The organism is Tsukamurella soli, assembly GCF_039541155.1.
GTDB classification, from domain to species: domain Bacteria; phylum Actinomycetota; class Actinomycetes; order Mycobacteriales; family Mycobacteriaceae; genus Tsukamurella; species Tsukamurella soli.
In genome coordinates this window covers 14,314-31,355 of record NZ_BAABFR010000007.1, presented here as the reverse complement: position 1 = coordinate 31,355, position 17,042 = coordinate 14,314, and the positions used below count along the sequence as shown (strand labels likewise).

The 17,042-nt window shown below is 70.0% G+C and carries 18 protein-coding genes; 16 read left to right on the top strand and 2 right to left on the bottom strand.

Going from position 1 to position 17,042, the window contains the following annotated elements; genetic code table 11:
• The first annotated feature begins 9 nt into the window (after nt 1-9).
• The 12 genes from ABD908_RS03600 to ABD908_RS03545 all read left to right on the top strand — a co-directional run bounded on the left by ABD908_RS03600 (nt 10) and on the right by ABD908_RS03545 (nt 11,650).
• Complete coding sequence (locus ABD908_RS03600; protein ID WP_344990982.1) at nt 10-1,227, top strand: acetyl-CoA C-acetyltransferase; 1,218 nt, start codon at nt 10-12, stop codon at nt 1,225-1,227.
• 52 nt (nt 1,228-1,279) lie between these two features.
• A complete protein-coding gene (locus ABD908_RS03595) occupies nt 1,280-2,035 on the top strand; it encodes an SDR family oxidoreductase (protein WP_344990979.1) in 756 nt (251 codons plus the stop codon).
• Nucleotides 2,036-2,851 carry an SDR family NAD(P)-dependent oxidoreductase gene (locus ABD908_RS03590; RefSeq protein ID WP_344990976.1) on the top strand — a complete coding sequence of 272 codons (816 nt, stop codon included), beginning with the start codon at nt 2,036-2,038 and terminating at the stop codon, nt 2,849-2,851.
• On the top strand, nt 2,852-3,841 hold the full coding sequence (locus ABD908_RS03585) for an NADPH:quinone oxidoreductase family protein (RefSeq protein ID WP_344990973.1): 990 nt from the start codon (nt 2,852-2,854) through the stop codon (nt 3,839-3,841).
• A 2-nt stretch (nt 3,842-3,843) separates the two neighbouring features.
• Complete coding sequence (locus tag ABD908_RS03580) at nt 3,844-4,566, top strand: HAD family hydrolase (protein ID WP_344990970.1); 723 nt, start codon at nt 3,844-3,846, stop codon at nt 4,564-4,566.
• Nucleotides 4,563-5,318 (top strand): SDR family oxidoreductase, encoded by a 756-nt coding sequence (locus ABD908_RS03575; RefSeq protein WP_344990967.1) that lies wholly within the window; start codon nt 4,563-4,565, stop codon nt 5,316-5,318. The genes ABD908_RS03580 and ABD908_RS03575 overlap by 4 nt, the downstream gene beginning before the upstream one ends.
• 40 nt (nt 5,319-5,358) lie before the next feature.
• Nucleotides 5,359-5,811 (top strand): MaoC family dehydratase, encoded by a 453-nt coding sequence (locus ABD908_RS03570; RefSeq protein WP_344990963.1) that lies wholly within the window; start codon nt 5,359-5,361, stop codon nt 5,809-5,811.
• A 245-nt stretch (nt 5,812-6,056) separates the two neighbouring features.
• Nucleotides 6,057-7,019, top strand: a complete 963-nt coding sequence (locus tag ABD908_RS03565; RefSeq protein WP_344990960.1) for a phosphotransferase family protein — start codon at nt 6,057-6,059, stop codon at nt 7,017-7,019.
• Nucleotides 7,019-8,377 (top strand): acyl-CoA dehydrogenase family protein, encoded by a 1,359-nt coding sequence (locus ABD908_RS03560; RefSeq protein ID WP_344990957.1) that lies wholly within the window; start codon nt 7,019-7,021, stop codon nt 8,375-8,377. Before ABD908_RS03565 ends, ABD908_RS03560 begins: the two co-directional genes overlap by 1 nt.
• Nucleotides 8,378-8,382: 5 nt before the next feature.
• A complete protein-coding gene (locus ABD908_RS03555; protein WP_344990954.1) occupies nt 8,383-9,567 on the top strand; it encodes an acyl-CoA dehydrogenase family protein in 1,185 nt (394 codons plus the stop codon).
• Nucleotides 9,564-10,658: an acyl-CoA dehydrogenase family protein gene (locus ABD908_RS03550; protein WP_344990951.1), complete on the top strand. Its 1,095-nt coding sequence runs from the start codon at nt 9,564-9,566 to the stop codon at nt 10,656-10,658. The genes ABD908_RS03555 and ABD908_RS03550 overlap by 4 nt, the downstream gene beginning before the upstream one ends.
• A gap of 23 nt (nt 10,659-10,681) precedes the next feature.
• Nucleotides 10,682-11,650 (top strand): phosphotriesterase family protein, encoded by a 969-nt coding sequence (locus tag ABD908_RS03545; protein WP_344990948.1) that lies wholly within the window; start codon nt 10,682-10,684, stop codon nt 11,648-11,650.
• A gap of 1 nt (nt 11,651) precedes the next feature.
• Here ABD908_RS03545 and ABD908_RS03540 read toward each other — a convergent pair whose 3' ends face one another.
• Nucleotides 11,652-12,725, bottom strand: coding sequence for an LLM class flavin-dependent oxidoreductase (locus ABD908_RS03540; RefSeq protein WP_344990945.1), 1,074 nt, complete (start codon nt 12,723-12,725; stop codon nt 11,652-11,654).
• 514 nt (nt 12,726-13,239) lie between these two features.
• Between ABD908_RS03540 and ABD908_RS03535 the strand changes: the two genes are divergently transcribed.
• A complete protein-coding gene (locus tag ABD908_RS03535) occupies nt 13,240-13,701 on the top strand; it encodes a 6,7-dimethyl-8-ribityllumazine synthase (protein ID WP_344990942.1) in 462 nt (153 codons plus the stop codon).
• A gap of 113 nt (nt 13,702-13,814) precedes the next feature.
• On the opposite strand, the gene ABD908_RS03530 is transcribed toward ABD908_RS03535, so the two are convergent.
• Nucleotides 13,815-14,324, bottom strand: coding sequence for a TetR/AcrR family transcriptional regulator (locus ABD908_RS03530; protein WP_344991165.1), 510 nt, complete (start codon nt 14,322-14,324; stop codon nt 13,815-13,817).
• 155 nt (nt 14,325-14,479) lie between these two features.
• Between ABD908_RS03530 and ABD908_RS03525 the strand changes: the two genes are divergently transcribed.
• The 3 genes from ABD908_RS03525 (at nt 14,480) to ABD908_RS03515 (ending at nt 17,009) form a co-directional block, all read left to right on the top strand.
• A complete protein-coding gene (locus ABD908_RS03525; RefSeq protein WP_344990940.1) occupies nt 14,480-15,439 on the top strand; it encodes a TauD/TfdA dioxygenase family protein in 960 nt (319 codons plus the stop codon).
• Between the two features lie 384 nt (nt 15,440-15,823).
• A complete protein-coding gene (locus tag ABD908_RS03520) occupies nt 15,824-16,606 on the top strand; it encodes a heavy metal-binding domain-containing protein (protein WP_344990937.1) in 783 nt (260 codons plus the stop codon).
• 16 nt (nt 16,607-16,622) lie between these two features.
• Nucleotides 16,623-17,009 carry a DUF5073 family protein gene (locus tag ABD908_RS03515; RefSeq protein WP_344990934.1) on the top strand — a complete coding sequence of 129 codons (387 nt, stop codon included), beginning with the start codon at nt 16,623-16,625 and terminating at the stop codon, nt 17,007-17,009.
• Nucleotides 17,010-17,042 lie beyond the last annotated feature (33 nt).

The window sequence follows — 17,042 nt, the reverse complement described above, 5'->3', positions numbered from 1 at the left end:
GGACACGGAATGACCGAGGCTGTCATCGTCGCCACTGCACGGTCGCCGATCGGGCGCGCAGGCAAGGGCTCGCTTGTCTCGCTGCGCCCGGACGACCTGGCCTCGGCCATGGTCCGTGCGGTGCTGGACAAAGTGCCGCAACTGGATTCGCGGGATATCGACGACCTGATGATGGGCTGCGGCCAGCCTGCGGGGGAGTCCGGGTTCAACATCGCCAGGGTGGTCGCGGTCGAGTTGGGCCTCGATCACGTGCCGGGCGTCACCGTCAACCGGTACTGCAGCTCCAGCCTCCAGACGAGCCGCATGGCGTTCCACGCCATCAAGGCGGGCGAGGGCGACGTGTTCATCTCGGCCGGCGTCGAGACCGTGAGCCGATACATCAAAGGCAACGCCGACGGGCTGCCCGATACCAAGAACCCGCTCTTCGGGACGGCGGAGGTGCGCACGGAGAAGTTCGCCGCGGGCGGACAGACGTGGGCCGACCCGCGCGGCGCGGGCGACCTGCCGGACATCTACATCGCGATGGGCCAGACCGCCGAGAACGTCGCACAGCTGCGGGGCGTCACGCGCCGCGATCAGGACGAGTTCGGCGTCCGCAGCCAGAACCTCGCGGAACAGGCGATCGCGAACGGCTTCTGGGAGAAGGACATCACCCCGGTCACGCTGCCCGACGGCACCGTCGTCGCCACGGACGACGGTCCCCGGGCGGGTGTGACCCTCGAGGGTGTCTCCGGGCTCAAGCCGGTCTTCCGGCCCGACGGCACCGTCACCGCGGGCAACTGCTGTCCGCTCAACGACGGTGCCGCGGCCGTGGTGATCATGTCCGACACCAAGGCGAAGCAGCTCGGGCTGACGCCGCTGGCGCGCATCGTGAGCACCGGTGTCACCGGCCTCTCGCCCGAGATCATGGGCCTGGGCCCGGTCGAGGCGTCGAAGCAGGCCCTGGCCCGTGCCGGGATGTCCATCGGCGACATCGATCTCGTCGAGATCAACGAGGCGTTCGCCGCGCAGGTGATCCCCTCGGCGCGCGAGCTGGGCGTCGACCTCGACCGCCTCAACGTCAACGGCGGCGCGATCGCCGTCGGCCACCCGTTCGGCATGACCGGCGCCCGCATCACCAGCACGTTGATCAACTCGCTCCGCTTCCACGACAAGCAGTTCGGCCTCGAGACGATGTGCGTCGGCGGTGGCCAGGGCATGGCGATGGTTCTCGAGCGGCTCAGCTGAGCCGCACGCGCACGCCGATCGAACCGAGAAACCACTCACACGGAAGCAGGGCATGACAACACGTTTCGAGGGCAGGACCGCGATCGTCACGGGCGCCAGCAGGGGTATCGGCCTCGCGGTCGCCGAGCGCCTGGTGGCGGACGGTGCGCGCGTGGTGATCACGGCCCGCAAGCAGGAGGCGCTGGACCAGGCCGTGGCCGCTCTGGGCGGACCGGAGAAGGCGATCGCCGTCGCCGGGCGCGCAGACGACGTCGAGCACCAGGCGGACACCGTCGCTCGGGCGATCGAGACCTTCGGCAGCGTCGACTTCCTGGTGAACAACACCGGCATCAACCCCGTGTACGGGCCGCTGATGGACATCGACGTGGCCGCCGCGCGCAAGATCCTCGAGGTCAACGTCCTGGGCGCGCTCTCCTGGGCGCAGCAGGTGCACCGGGCATGGCAGGGCGAGCACGGCGGCGCGATCGTCAACGTCGCCTCTGTGGCCGGTCTCAAACCGGCCCCGGGGATCTCGATGTACGGCGTGAGCAAGGCCGCGGTGATCCACCTGACGCAGGAGCTGGCCGTCGAACTCGGCCCGCGCGTGCGGATCAACGCCGTCGCACCGGCCGTGGTCAAGACCCGCTTCGCCACCGCGCTGTACGAGGGTCGGGAGGAGGAGGTGGCCTCCGCCTATCCGCTCGAGCGGCTCGGTGTGCCCGAGGACATCGGCTCGGTCGTCGCCTTCCTGCTGTCCGACGACGCGTCCTGGCTCACGGGACAGACGCTCGTGATCGACGGCGGACTCACGCTGACCGGTGGGGTCTAGGTGAGCGACCGGGGCTCGGGTCGCGGCGTCGTCGTCACCGGCGGCGGCAACGGCATCGGGCGCGCCATCGCCGCGCGACTGGCGGCGGCGGGGGACCGCGTCGTGGTCGCGGACCTGGACGGCGACGCCGTCCGCGCCGTCGCGGCGGAGATCGGCGGCTTCGCGGTGGTGGGCGACGCCGCGTCCGAAGACGGCGTGGCCGCCCTGGTGGCAGCGGCCCGGGATCACCTGGGCGTGATCGACATCTGGTTCGGCAACGCCGGCATCGACCGCGGGCGCGGGCTCGACGCGAGCGAGGTCGAGTGGGCGCGCTCGTGGGATGTCAACGTCATGGCGCATGTGCGCGCCGCCCGCCTGCTGATCCCCGAATGGATCGAGCGCGCGGAGTCGAATCCTCCGTCGCTTCGCTCGCCCGGAGGTCGATTCGTGGTGACGGCGTCCGCGGCCGGGCTGCTCACGATGCTGGGCACCCCCACCTACTCGACCACCAAACACGCCGTCATCGGCTTCGCCGAGTGGCTGTCCGCGACGTACCGGCACCGGGGTGTCGTGGTGCAGGCGATCTGCCCGCAGGGCGTGCGCACCAGGATCTTCGACGATGCCGGGCCGCTCCAGGACCTGCTTGCCCATGACGGCGCGCTCACACCGGAGCAACTCGCCGACTCGGTCTGGGAGGCACTCGGCGACGAGCGCTTCCTGATCCTGCCGCACCCGGAGGTGGCGGGGTACTACGCGACGCGCGCGACCCAGACCGATCGATGGTTGGGCGGCATGAACAAGATCCAGCGTGGCCTCGAACAGCAAGGAGCACTGTAGATGAAGGCGTGGCGAGTGGCCGAGCTCGGCGAGCCGCGGGACGTTCTGACGCTTCTCGACGTCCCGGACCCGGAGCCGGCCGGGACCCGGATCGTGGTCCGGGTGCTGGCGTCCCCGGCGAACTTCCCCGACGTGCTGATGTGCCGAGGGCTCTACCAGATCAAGCCCGAGCTGCCCTTCACGCCAGGCGTGGAGCTGTGCGGCGAGGTCGTGGCCGTGGGGCCCGGAGTCACACGGTTCGCGGTGGGAGACCGGGTGATCGGTGGGACGGTGCTGCCGCACGGCGGTTTCGCGGAGTACGCCGTGCTGGACGAGGCCGTGACGTTTCCGGCACCGTCGTCGCTCGACGATGCGCAGGCCGGCTCGCTGTACATCGGCTACCAGACCGGCTGGTTCGCGCTGCACCGCCGCGCGGCCCTGCAGCCCGGTGAGACCCTCCTGGTGCACGCCGCGGCGGGCGGCGTGGGCACGGCGGCGATCCAGCTCGGCAAGGCGGCGGGCGCCCGGGTGATCGGTGTGGTCGGTGGGCCGGAGAAGGCTGCCGTGGCCCGCGAGCTCGGTGCCGACGTGGTCGTGGACCGACATGCGGAGGACTTCGTGACGGTGGTCAAGGACGTCACCGGCGGCCGCGGCGCCGACGTCGTATTCGATCCGGTGGGCGGCGACACGTACGCGCGCTCCACCAAGTGCATCGCTTTCGAGGGGCGCATCGTGATCATCGGCTTCGCCGGTGGCGAGATCCAGTCGGCAGCACTCAATCACGCGCTGATCAAGAACTACTCGATCGTGGGCCTGCACTGGGGCCTGTACAACACCCGCGCCCCGCAGCTGGTCGCGGAGTGCCACACCGAGCTGACCGCCCTCGCGGACGCCGGGCGGATCGGGCCGCTGGTGAGCGAGCGACTGCCGCTCGCCGACGTGGGCGACGCCGTCCAGCGGCTGGCCGACGGGACCACCGTGGGTCGCGTCTCGTACGTCGCCGAGGTATGACGGTGGCAGAATCCGCACCGCGGACTGTGGACGCCGTGGTCTTCGACTACGGGGGCGTGCTCACGAACCCGATGCGCGAGAACGTCACCGCGTGGGTCGCGGCCGACGGCATCGACCCCGCGTCGTTCACCGAGGCGCTGCGGTCCTGGCTGAGCCGCCGGGCGCCTGCGGGCAGCCCGATTCATCGGCTCGAGACCGGCGAGCTGGCCCCTGCCGACTTCAACCGCGAGCTCGCGGCCCGGCTTCGATCTGTGGACGGCGGCCCGGTGGTCGCCGACGATCTGCTGGGGCGCCTGTTCGCCGGGACGGTGCAGGACGAGGAGACCTGGCGCATCGTCGACGACCTGCGCACGCTGGGCGTCACGGTGGGACTACTGTCCAACAGTTGGGGTAATGCCTACCCCCGCACCCGGATCGACGCGCTGTTCGACACCGTCGTGATCTCGGAGGAGGTGGGGTTGCGCAAGCCGGAGCCGGACATCTTCGAGCTGACGCTGCGCCGCCTCGGCACCGGACCGGACGGCTCCGTGTTCGCGCAGAGCCCCGGGCGCGTCGCCTTCGTGGACGACGCCGCACCCAACCTCGACGGGGCCCGCGCCGTCGGCATGCGCGGGGTGCTGCACCGCGACGCCGCCACGACCCGAGCCGAGCTGGCAGAACTCATCCCCGGCCTCGCACCCGGCGCTGTCGGACGAGAGAAATCGATCAAGGAGGATCCACAATGACCGAGACCCGTACCGCCATCGTGACCGGCGCCGCCCGCGGCATCGGTGCCGCCGTCGCCAAGCGCCTCGCCGCCGACGGCCTGCAGGTGGCCGTTCTCGACCTCGACGAGGGAGCCTGCCAGGGCACCGTCGACGAGATCACCTCGGCCGGCGGTAAGGCGATCGCGGTGGGCGTCGACGTGGCCGACGAGGCGCGGGTCGCGGCCGCCGTGGAGCGTGTCGCGAACGAGCTCGGCGCCCCGACCGTGCTGGTGAACAACGCCGGGGTACTGCGCGACAACCTGCTGTTCAAGATGTCGGTGGACGACTGGGACACCGTGCTCGGGGTGCACCTGCGGGGTGCCTTCCTGATGTCACGGGCGGTGCAGGCGTACCAGACCAAGGCGGGCTTCGGGCGGATCATCAACCTGTCGTCGACATCGGCGCTCGGGAACAGGGGCCAGGCCAACTACTCCGCCGCGAAGGCCGGAATGCAGGGCTTCACCAAGACCCTCGCCATCGAGCTGGGCAAGTTCGGTGTCACCGCCAACGCCATCGCCCCGGGCTTCATCGCCACCGACATGACGGCCGCCACCGCAGCCCGTGTGGGCATCCCGTTCGAGGACTTCAAGGCGTTCGCCGCCAAGGAGATCCCGGTGCAGCGGGTCGGCAACCCGGATGACATCGCGCACGCCGCCTCGTTCTTCGCCAGCGAGGGAGCGGGATTCGTCTCCGGGCAGGTCCTGTACGTGGCCGGTGGGCCCAAGGACTAGTCGGACTGCGACACGTCGGGATCAGGCAGGAAGCGGGAAGATGAAGGTTCTCAACGGCATCGACGAATTGAAGGCAGCCGTGGGCACCCACCTCGGCTACTCGGACTGGCACACGATCGACCAGGCGCGGATCGACGCCTTCGCCGATGCGACCGGTGATCACCAGTGGATCCACGTGGATCCGGAGAAGGCGGCGAAGGGCCCGTTCGGCACGACCATCGCGCACGGTTACCTCACCGTGTCCCTGATCCCCATGTTGGTGTGGGAGGTGTACGCGGTCGAGGGCACGAAGATGGGGATCAACTACGGCAGCAACAAGATCCGTTTCCCGTCGATCGTGCCCGTCGATTCGCGGGTGCGTGCCGGCGTCGAGCTGGTGTCGGTCGAGCCGAGCGGACCGGGCTACTCCGTGATCGCGCGCGTGACGATCGAGCTCGACGGTGGTGCCAAGCCGGCGTGCGTCGCGGAGACCGTGAGCGTGGTGGTCTTCTGATGGCCGGCGCCGGGAGCGAAGCGAGCGGGCCGAATGTTGCCGGCGCCGGGAGCGAAGCGAGCGGGCCGAATGTTGCCGGTGCCGGGAGCGAAGCGAGCGGGCCGAATGTTGCCGGTGCCGGGAGCGAAGCGAGCGGGCCGAATGTTGCCGGTGCCGGGAGCGAAGCGAGCGGGCCGAATGTTGCCGGCGCCGATGATCTGCCGGGTCTCGACCTGGACAGGCTCGCACCGTGGCTCGCCGAAGCGATGCCCGGGGCCGGCGCGCGGCTCACCGGCCTGCTGATCGCGGGTGGAAAGTCGAACCTCACGTACGAGGTCGGGGACGGCGAGCGCACCTGGATCGTGCGGCGGCCGCCCCTCGGGCACGTCCTGGCGACCGCGCACGACATGGGGCGCGAGTACCGGGTCATGACGGCGCTGGCCGGTACGGACGTACCGGTACCGCGCACGTACGGGCACTGCGAGGACACCGCGATCCTGGGCGCCCCGTTCTACGTCATGGAGAAGATGGACGGGGTCCCGTACCGCACTCGCACCGAGCTCGAGGTGCTCGGGCCCGAGCGGACGCGGGCGATCTCCGTCGGTCTCGTCGAGACCCTCAGTGCGTTGCACGCCGTCGATCCGGCGGCGGTGGGGCTGGCGGACTTCGGCCGTCCCGAGGGCTTCCTCGCGCGGCAGGTGAAGCGGTGGCGCAAGCAACTGGACGCGTCCTACAGCCGCGACCTGCCGCTCGCGGACGAGCTGTGTCGCAGGCTGGAGGCCGATGTGCCCGTCGAGTCGGCGCCCGGCATCGTCCACGGCGACTACCGGCTGGACAACGTGCTGGTGGACGCGCAGGACAGACTCACCGCCGTGATCGACTGGGAGATGGCGACTCTGGGTGACCCGCTCACCGATCTCGCGCTGATGATCGTCTACCACCGCCTGGGCGCGTTGCTCGGCTCGGACTCGGTGGCGGATGCCAACGCCGCCCCCGGCTTCCTGTCGGAGGACGAGGTGATCTCGCTCTACCGCGCACGCAGCGACCGGGACCTGTCCCGGTTCGGCTTCTATCTAGGGCTCGCGTCGTTCAAGCTCGCCGCCATCATCGAGGGTATCCACTACCGATTCATCCACGGCCAGACCGTGGGCGCCGGGTTCGACCGTGTCGGCGACGCGGTCGGCATCATGCTCGAGACCGGTCTGACGTCGCTGGAGGAGCATCGCTGATGGATTTCGAATTCGATTCGCAGACAGAGGAACTGAAGGCGAGCCTGCTCGACTTCATGGACACGCACATCTATCCGGCGGAGCAGACGTTCCACGACCAGCTCGCCGGGCTCGACAACCGGTGGGCGTGGGACTCGGTTCCGGTGCTCGCCGAGCTCCGCGCCGAGGCGAAGCGCCGCGGGCTGTGGAACGTCTTCCTCCCGGGCGAGCACACCGGCGCCGGGAGCGGAGCGAGCGGGTCGAATGTTGCCGGCGCCGGGAGCGGAGCGAGCGGGTCGAATGTTGCCGGCGCCGGGAGCGGAGCGAGCGGGCCGACCAGGTTCGGCGCCGGGCTCACCAACCTGCAGTACGCGCCGCTCGCCGAGATCACCGGCCGGAGCATCCATCTCGCTCCCGCCGTGCTCAACTGCGCGGCGCCGGACACCGGGAACATGGAGGTGCTCGCGCAGTTCGGCACCCCCGAGCAGCAGGAGCGCTGGCTGAAGCCGTTGCTGGCGGGCGAGATCCGCTCGTCGTTCGCCATGACCGAGCCGGACGTCGCGTCGTCGGATGCGACCAATATCGGCACGCGTATCGAGCGCGACGGTGACGACTACGTGATCAACGGCCGCAAGTGGTGGATCACGGGCGCGATGAACCCGAACGCGCAGGTCTTCATCGTGATGGGAAAGACCGACCCTGGTGCCGAGCGGCACCGTCAGCAGTCGATGATCCTCGTGCCGCGGGACGCACCGGGCGTCGAGGTGCTGCGCGGCATGGAGGTGTTCGGCTACGACGACCACAGCCACGGCGGGCACGCCGAGCTGTCCTTCACCGACGTGCGGGTCCCGGCGAGCAACCTGATCGCGTCTGCCGGTGACGGTTTCGGTATCGCGCAGGCCCGCCTCGGTCCCGGCCGGATCCACCACTGCATGCGGTCGATCGGCCTGGCCGAACGGGCCGTCGAGCTGATGTGCGCGCGGGTCTCCGAGCGTGTCGCGTTCGGTAAGCCGCTGTCCGAGCAGGGCGTGATCCGCGACTGGATCGCCGAGTCCCGCGTGCGGATCGAGCAGCTGCGCCTGCTGGTGCTCAAGACCGCGTGGCTGATGGACACCGTCGGTAACCGAGGCGCACACACCGAGATCCAGGCCATCAAGATCGCCACCCCGGCGGCGGTGCAGTGGATTCTGGACAAGGCGATCCAGGCGCACGGCGCCGGCGGCCTCTCGCAGGACTTCCCGCTCGCCGAGGCGTACGCCGGGATCCGCACCCTGCGGTTCGCCGACGGCCCCGACGAGGTGCACAAGAACGCCCTGGCGCGCACCGAGCTCAAGCGGCAGGCCGCTGCCCGAGCGGCGTCGACTGCAGGTGCGCGGTGAGTGCGGTGACCGATCCGGCGGCCGAGCTCCGTTCGCGGGTCACGGCGTTCCTCGCCGCGCACGACCCGGCGACCACCGACCGGCTGGAATGGCTGCGCGCCCGGTACGACGCCGGGCTGGCATGGGTGCGGTATCCGGTCGGCCGTGGCGGGCTCGGCCTGCCGCAGTCCCTGCAGCCCGAGGTGGACCGGATGCTGCGGGAGGCCGGCGCGCCGGACAACAACAGTGCCGCCAACGGGATCGGGCTCGGCATGGCCGCGCCCACGATCCTCGCCTTCGGCACGGAGGAGCAGAAGGACCGCTTCCTGCGGCCGCTGTGGACGGGTGAGGAGATCTGGTGCCAGCTGTTCAGCGAGCCCGGCGCCGGCTCGGACCTGGCCGCGGTGGCGACCAAGGCTGTGCGGGACGGTGACGACTGGGTCGTCACCGGGCAGAAGGTCTGGACGTCCGGTGCACACAACGCGCGGCTGGCGATACTCGTCGCCCGCACGGACACCCGGGTGCCGAAACACCGTGGCCTGACGTACTTCCTGTGCGATATGACGGATCCCGGTGTGGATGTGCGGCCGCTGCGGCAGATCACCGGCGAGGCCGAGTTCAACGAGGTCTTCCTCACCGAGGTCCGGATCCCCGACTCGCAGCGGCTCGGCGCAGAGGGCGAGGGTTGGCGGGTGGCGACGGCGACGCTCAACAACGAGCGCGTCGCGATCGGCGGCCGCGCCGCCGCGCGGGAGGACGGCATGATCGGCGTGGTCGCGCGGACCTGGCGTGAGCGTCCCGAGCTTCGCACCGCCGACCTGCGCGACCGACTGACCCGGCTGTGGGTGGACTCGGAGGTTGCCCGCCTGACCGGGATGCGGCTGCGGCAGAAGCTCGCCAGCGGTCAGCCGGGACCGGAGGGGGCCGCGATGAAGCTCTCGTTCGCGCGGATCAACCAGCAGTTGTCCGGCCTCGAGGTGGAGATGCTCGCCGCGGACGGTCTGCGGTACTCCGACTGGACGATGGTCCGGCCGGAGAAGGTCGACTTCTTCGGCCGCGATGCCGGCTACCGGTACCTGCGTGCCAAAGGCAACTCGATCGAGGGCGGCACGTCGGAGATCCTGCGCAACATCGTGTCCGAGCGGATCCTCGGGCTCCCCCCGGAGCACCGGGTCGACAAGGATGTCCCGTGGAAGGACCTGCAGAAGTGACGGATTCGTTCAGCCCGGACCTGCTCTACAGCGAGGTCGAGGAGGATCTGCGGGCGTCCGTACGGGACCTGCTGACGAAGCGGTGCCCTCCGTCGTCCCTGATCGCGACGTACGACGGCGGCGGCGCCCCGGCGGTGTGGCCCGAGCTCGCCCGGGACCTGGGCCTGGCCGGCCTGACGGTGCCGGAGGAGCGCGGCGGGGCCGGCGCGAGCGCGGCGGTGGCGGGCGTCGTGCAGGAGGAGATGGGCCGGGCCGCGGCGCCGACTCCGTTCCTCACCAGCTCGGTCGTGGCGACGACGGTGCTGCTCGCCGCGTCGGCCGACGATCTGCTCACCCGGGTCGCGGCCGGGGAATCGACTGCGGCCCTGGTGGTCCCGTTCTCGACGTCGCCGTACGGGGAGCTGCCGACGGTGGCCCTGGCCGACGGCCGGCCGACGGGTATCGTCCGCAGCGTCGTCGGTGTGGAGGGCGCGGACATCCTGCTCGTCCCGGGTGAGGACGGCGGTGTGTACGCGGTCGCCGCCGCGGACGCGGTCGTGGGAGTCGTTCCGTCGCTGGACATGACACGTCCCGTCGCGGACGTCACGCTGAGCGGCGGGGCGGGGGAGCGCATCCTCGAGGACGGCGGTGCGGCGGTCCGCTCGGCTCTGGTCGCGGGCGCGGCGCTGCTTGCGTCGGAGCAGGCGGGCGTCGCGCGGTGGTGCCTCGAGGCCACCGTCGGATACCTGCTGCAGCGCCGCCAGTTCGGCCGCGTCGTCGGCGGGTTCCAGGCGATCAAGCACCGCCTCGCCGACCTCTACGCCGCCGTCGAATCCGGCTCCGCCGCCGCGCGGTATGCCGCGGTGGCCCTCGCCGAGCTGGGACCGGACGATCCCGAGACGGAGATCGCGACCGCTGTCGCGGCGTCCTACTGCGGCGACCTCGCGGTGTTCGCCGCTGAAGAGGCCGTGCAGCTGCACGGCGGGATCGGGATGACCTGGGAGCATCCGGCGCACCTGTATCTCAAGCGTGCCAAGGCCGATCAGATCGGCCTGGGGACCCCGGGGGCGTATCGGGCCGTCCTCGCGGGTCTGGTGGATCTGCCCGCCTGATACCGGAAGGAAGAGGCTCGTCGATGAGCACGATCCAGACCGTGGGTGGCACCGTCGACTCCGGCGACCTCGGCATCACCCTGATGCACGAGCACATCTTCGTGCTGACGCCGGACATCCAGCAGAATTACCCGGACGAGTGGGGATCCGAGGAGGATCGCGTCGCCGACGCCGTGGGCAAGCTGCGGAAGGCGTACCACGCCGGGGTCCGCACCATCGTCGACCCGACGGTGGCGGGCCTCGGGCGGTACGTCCCGCGCATCGAACGGGTCGCGTCCCAGGTGCCGGTGAACATCGTCGCGGCTACGGGCATCTACACGTACGTGGACGCGCCGAACTTCTTCATGTACCGCGGCCCCGCGTTGGGGCCCGCGGTGCCGGATCCCATGGTGGACATGTTCGTCCGCGACATCACCGAGGGGATATCCGGTACCTCGGTGAAGGCCGGAATGCTCAAGTGCGCGATCGATCACCAGGGACCGACCGGCGGTGTCGAGCGGGTGATGCGCGCGGTGGCCAAGGCGCACCTGATGACCGGCACGCCGATCACGGTGCACACGCATCCCGGCAGCGAGGCCGGGTGGCACGTGAAGCGCGTGATGTGCGACGAGGAGGGCGTCGACCCGTCGCGGATCGTGTTGGGGCACAGCGGCGACAGCACCGACTGCGGTCACCTCGCGGCGCTGGCGGACGCCGGCTTCGTGCTCGGTATGGACCGGTTCGGGATCAACCTCGAGACCACCTTCGAGGCCCGCGCCGACACGCTGATCGAGATGGTGCGACGGGGCTACGCCGACCGGATGGTGCTGTCGCAGGATGCGGCGTGCTACATCGACTGGGTCGAACCGAGTCTCATGCCGGCCCTGCCCCAGTGGCACTACACGCACGTGTTCGAGGACGTGTTCCCGTACGTGCTCGAACGCGGCGTGACACAGGAGCAGATCGACACCATGCTCGTGGACGTCCCACGCGGGTTCTTCGAAGCGTCCTGAGTCACGCGGGCTGCCGAAGCCGGTGCAGCAGTTCGTCCCCGACGCGGGCGACCTCGCGTCGGTACGGCGTGTCCGAGAGCACGAAGTGGGTGATGCCCAGGTCCCGGTACCTCGCCAGTGCCGTGGCCACCTCGTCCGCCGAGCCCACCAGCCAGGTGGTGCCGGCGCCGCCCCCACCCACCCGGCCGGGCGCGGTGTAGAGGCACGAGTCGAGCACCTCGCCGCGCGCTGCGAGATCGAGCAGCCGCTGTTGCCCCACTGCCTTCCTACGGTCACCGATGAAGTGGTCCTCGCTGCCGGCGTCGGCGGCCATCTGCGCGACCCGCGCTTCGGCCGCCTGCCACGCCTGTTCCGACGTATCGCGCACGACGGAGGTGATGCGGAGCCCGTATTCCAGCGGCGCGTGCTCGCGGCCGAGCGACCGGGTGAGCGACTCGAGTCGCGCGATCCGGGCGGCGAGGTCGTCCAGCGGTTCGCCCCAGAACAGCTGAACGTCGGCCTCGGCCGCGGATACTCGCTCGGCCGCCTCGGAGGCGCCGCCGAAGTAGAGCGTCGGGTGTGGTCTACCGTCGACGGGGTAGGGGCGCGACGCCAGTGTCGACCCGTCGACCCGGAAGTGTTCGCCGTGGTAGCTGACGTCCTCGTCGGTCCACAGGCGACGGACCAGCTGGAGGAACTCGCGGGTGCGGGCGTACCGCTGGGCGGGATCAGCATTGCCGTCACCGTAGGCGGCGAGATGGTCCTGCCCGCTGACGATGTTCACCAGTACCCGGCCGCGGCTGAGCTGATCCAGGGTGGCGGCCGCGCTCGCGAAGTGCGCGGGCTGCCAATAGCCCGGGCGGATCGCGATGAGCGGCTTGAACGTGGTGGTCACCGCCGCCAGGGAAGCGGCCACGGTGAAGGTATCCGGCCGGCCCCAACCGGTGCCGATCAGGGCGCCGCCCCACCCGTGGGCCTCAGCGGCGAGGGCGAGCTCTGCCGAGTATTCGAGAGTCCCCCACCCGGCGGCGGTGTCGTCGCCCCGGTGACCGGGCTCGACGGTATTGGGGATGTACCAGAGGAACTCCGAGCTCATAGCGCTCCGTTTCGGTGTCGGTCTGTCGGATGTTGCGCGCGTGCAACCGGGCGGTGCCGCCTGGCGCCGGCCCGCCGCCTGGTCCACGGCCCTCGTGGCGAGCAGCGTCCTGTGATACTTGTCGCCGCGCGATCCGATCGGCGTGATCGAATCTGTCTGATCGAATCTGTCTGATCGAATCTCGATGATCGGATCGCAGGCCGCAGCTTCTCCGAAGACGCTGCGCTGCAACCGAATCGAGACCCGAGATGACAGGTGGGCAAGCATAGAGGCGCGGTGTCTCGATACCCGCGAATCTCGGCCGCGATCTGTGGACGGGCTCGGGTCGGAGCGTTCTCGACCGGGTTCGCTCAGCCCTCTCGGGCGGTCACCTCGGCCGAGGCGAGTGCCGGGATCGCGCGACCGCTGGTGCCGATCCTGCAGCGGCGCGGGCTGTTCCAGACCGGGTACGCCGAGCGGGCACTGCGGGGGCGGTACTCACCGACGCGCGGGAGTCAGGCGCTAAGTTGACTGTATGAGTGACACAGCCGGGAAGATCGCGTTCGTGCAGGCGACGTGGCATCGCAACGTCGTCGACCAGGCGCGCGTGGGGTTCACCGACCAGATCGGGCGGCTCGGCTACGCAACGGATCGGCTGGACTTCTTCGAGGTCCCCGGGGCATTCGAGATCCCGCTGGTCGCCAAGCGGCTCGCGCGAACCGGTCGGTATGCCGGCATCGTCGCTGCCGCGCTGGTGGTGGACGGTGGAATCTACCGGCACGAGTTCGTCGAGACGGCCGTGATCGACGGTCTGATGCGTGTGCAACTGGATACCGATGTGCCCGTGTTCTCGGTGGTGCTCACGCCACACCACTTCCACGAGCACGCCGAGCATGTCGAGTACTTCACCCGGCACTTCGTGCAGAAGGGTGCGGAGGCGGCTCGCGCGGCCGTCGCGACGCTCGAGGTGCACCGCGCCATCGCCCACGGCGAGTGACCCGGCCTGCGACGGGGCTCTAGCCGCTCTAGCCGAGGCCACGGCAGGTGCGGGCGCCGACCATCCGAGCGTGGTCGGGGCTGACCAAACGCCCCGTCGGACTGGCCGGAGCGTCACACGGAGTCGTAGAGGATTCGACGCACCTCGAGGTCGACCGCGCGGGTGAGTTCGTCCCCGGAGAGTTCCGTCAGACCCGTCGCGCCGAGCAAGAACGACTCGAACATCAACCACCCCAACCCCAGCGCGACGCTGTGCGCGGTGGCCAGGGCCGCGGCGCGCGGATCGGGGTGCGTCGTAGCAGCCTGCCGCAGGAGGACCTCCATCCCGGGGAAGCGCTGCTGCATGCGGCCGACAGGGTAGCCGTCGAGGCTGCAGCGCGCGATGACGGTGAGTTGGCGGCGTAGCCGCGGGTCCGTGCGGGCGGCCGTGCCCGGCGGGAGCCCGTCCACCCACTGCGCGCTGAGGCTGTCGAGGACGGCGCCGACAACCTGATCCTTGGTACCGAGGTGGCGGAAGACGAGCCCCTGATTGACTCCGGCGCGGTCGGCGATCTGGCGGATCGATGTCGCAGCCGGGCCGCGCTCGGCGAACAGATCGGTCGCCGCGGCCGTCACGGCGGCGATGACCGCGTCCCGCCCGACGGGGCCCGGGTCGGTACCGGATGCTCGATCTGCCGGATCTCCCGGGGCGGTCCTCGACGGATCTGTAGTCACATGGCTACACTAGCGTCCGCCACGGTGTAGTCGAGTGACTACACCAAACGGGCTGGAGGCTGAAGATGACCGAGACGATGTCGACAGGCGCGATCGCCGCCCCGCGGTTCACCCCGAGGGCGGCGCGGCTGCCGGGGTACGACCTGATGGTGGGGCCGTTCCTGCATCTGACCGCCGAGCGGGACCGGCTCGCCGCGCTCCGGTGGCAGAACTTCGACGTCCGCCCCGTGAGCGCGACCCTGGGCGCGGAGGTCCGCGGCATCGAGCTCGGCGCCGAACTGCCAGACGACGTGATCGACGAGATCCGACGCGCCCTCTTCGAGTACAAGGTGCTCTTCTTCCGCGACCAGCCGCTGACGCCGGATGGCCACGTGGCCTTCGCCAGCCGGTTCGGCGAACTCGACGTCCATCCGGCGCTGCCTGCGAACGGTGAGCGTCCCGAGCTGGTGCGGTTCGCCAAGGGAGCCGACATGGCCGGCTTCGAGAACACCTGGCATCACGACGTCACATGGAGTGATCGACCGTCGATGGGCGCTGTGCTGCATGCGATCTCGGTGCCCGATGTGGGCGGTGACACGCTCTTCTCCGACATGTACGCGGCATACGAGTCGCTCGGTGACGACCTCAAGGCACGGATCGAAGGGCTGTCGGCGGTGCACGACTTCACCCGTGCCTTCGGACTGGGGCGCAGTGCCGACGAGCAGGCGGCGATGCGGGCTGCGCACCCGTCGGTCGTGCACCCGGTCGTGTGCACGCATGCCGTGACCGGTCGCCGGCACCTGTACGTCAACCGGATCTTCACCGATCGGTTCGAGGGGATGACCGCCGAGGAGAGTCGCCCGCTGTTGGAGCAGTTGTGCCGGCAGGCCGACTACCCCGAGCACCAGGCACGCTTGCACTGGGAGCCCGATACCGTCGCCTTCTGGGACAACCGCGGCGTGCAGCACTATGCCACCAGCGACTACTTCCCGTACGTGCGGATCATGGAGCGCGCATCGGTGATCGGCGAGCGTCCGGTGGCCTGACGGTTCGCGTGTTCGTTCGGTGGCGCCGCGCCTGCCGGCACCGTCCACAACGTGATCCCGCTGACGGCACGGCAACTGCTATCCGATGGGCCCGAGCCGAATCCGACGCGGCGTTCACCCTTCGATACGGGGAGGTCGTTCCGCGGTCGGGAACGGCGATCCGCATCGACGGTCGCGGAATCTCGGGCGCTCACCTGCCACTTGCCACCTGCACCTGCCACCTGCACCTATACGGGGCGAGGAGCTCCTCGAAGGCGAGTACCACGCGAGTGTGGACACGCGGCTGTGCCGTCTCGGCCTTTGGTGATCCTTCACCAGCAGGCTGGGCGCTGCATGGATACTGACACCGCTTCATCCGAAGAGTGCGAGCCGTCGAGAGGGCTGTTGATGAATTCACCGTTGGATCCGGTCGCGACCGCGCGATTGGCGGAGGCCGGCAAGGTCTTCACGTCCGACCTCACGGTCGACGAGTTCGTCCTGCTCGAGACCGCGGGATTCGAGCCCCTGGGTCTCGTCATGGGAACGTCCGTCTACCACATCGGTTGGCAGCCGCAGCGGCGCCAGCAGAGTGAGGAACTCGGCGTTCTGACCGGCGCCATGTACACGGCGCGCGAGAACGCGATGTCGCGTATGCAGGCGGAGGCCGACAGCCTACAGGCCGACGGGATCGTCGGGGTGCGGCTGCAGTGGCGACGCCACGGAGCCTCCCCGGAGCACATCGAGTTCATCGCCGTCGGTACTGCGGTGCGGTTCGTCGCGCAGCCGGGCCGTTTCCGTCGACCCGACGGACACGCCTTCTCGTCGCACCTCTCGGGTCAGGACATGTACAAGCTCGCCCGGACAGGATACGCGCCGGTCGCCTTCGTGCTCGGCAACTGCGTGTATCACGTAGCAGCCCAGGGCTTCGTCCAGACGCTCGGGCAGATGGGGCGGAACATCGAGATGCCGCAGTGGACGCAGGCGTATTACGACGCCCGCGAGATCGCGATGTCGCGCATGCAGGCCGAGGCCGAGCGGGACCGCGCCACCGGGGTCGTCGGAGTGACCTTCGAGGCCTCGGAGTGGATCTGGGGGGAGCACACCATGGAGTTCTACGTCTCCGGCACCGCGGTGCGGCGGGTCGGCGAACCGAATCCCGTGACCCCCGACCCGGTGCTCGGCTTCTGATCGAGGCGCGGGCGAGATGGACCGATACGATCAGGCGGCGGCGACGACGATCCTCACCGGGGTGTTGCGGCAACCCGGTGGCGGAGCGACGGCGCTCCGCGCGTTCGCCGAGGTGCCCGGCGTCGCGTGCGAGTCCGTGGAGAGCGGGCGGCGTCTGCACCGGACACGGAGCACCGTTCTGCGAGTGGGCGACTGGGAGTTCACCGCGCCTGATGCGGGATACGAGGTCCGGGCACGTCACGTGATTCGAGGAATCGCCGTGCTCACCGAGACACCTCCCGCAGCAGAATGTGCGCAGCGCCTCGCCGCGGAACTGCTCGGGTCGGCAGAGCGCTTCGGCCCGGACGCTGATATCGCTACACAGGCCTCGCTGTACGCGCTCGCCACGATCACGGGTCGGTAGGCACGGGTCGGTAGGAGCCCGATTCCGTCGATA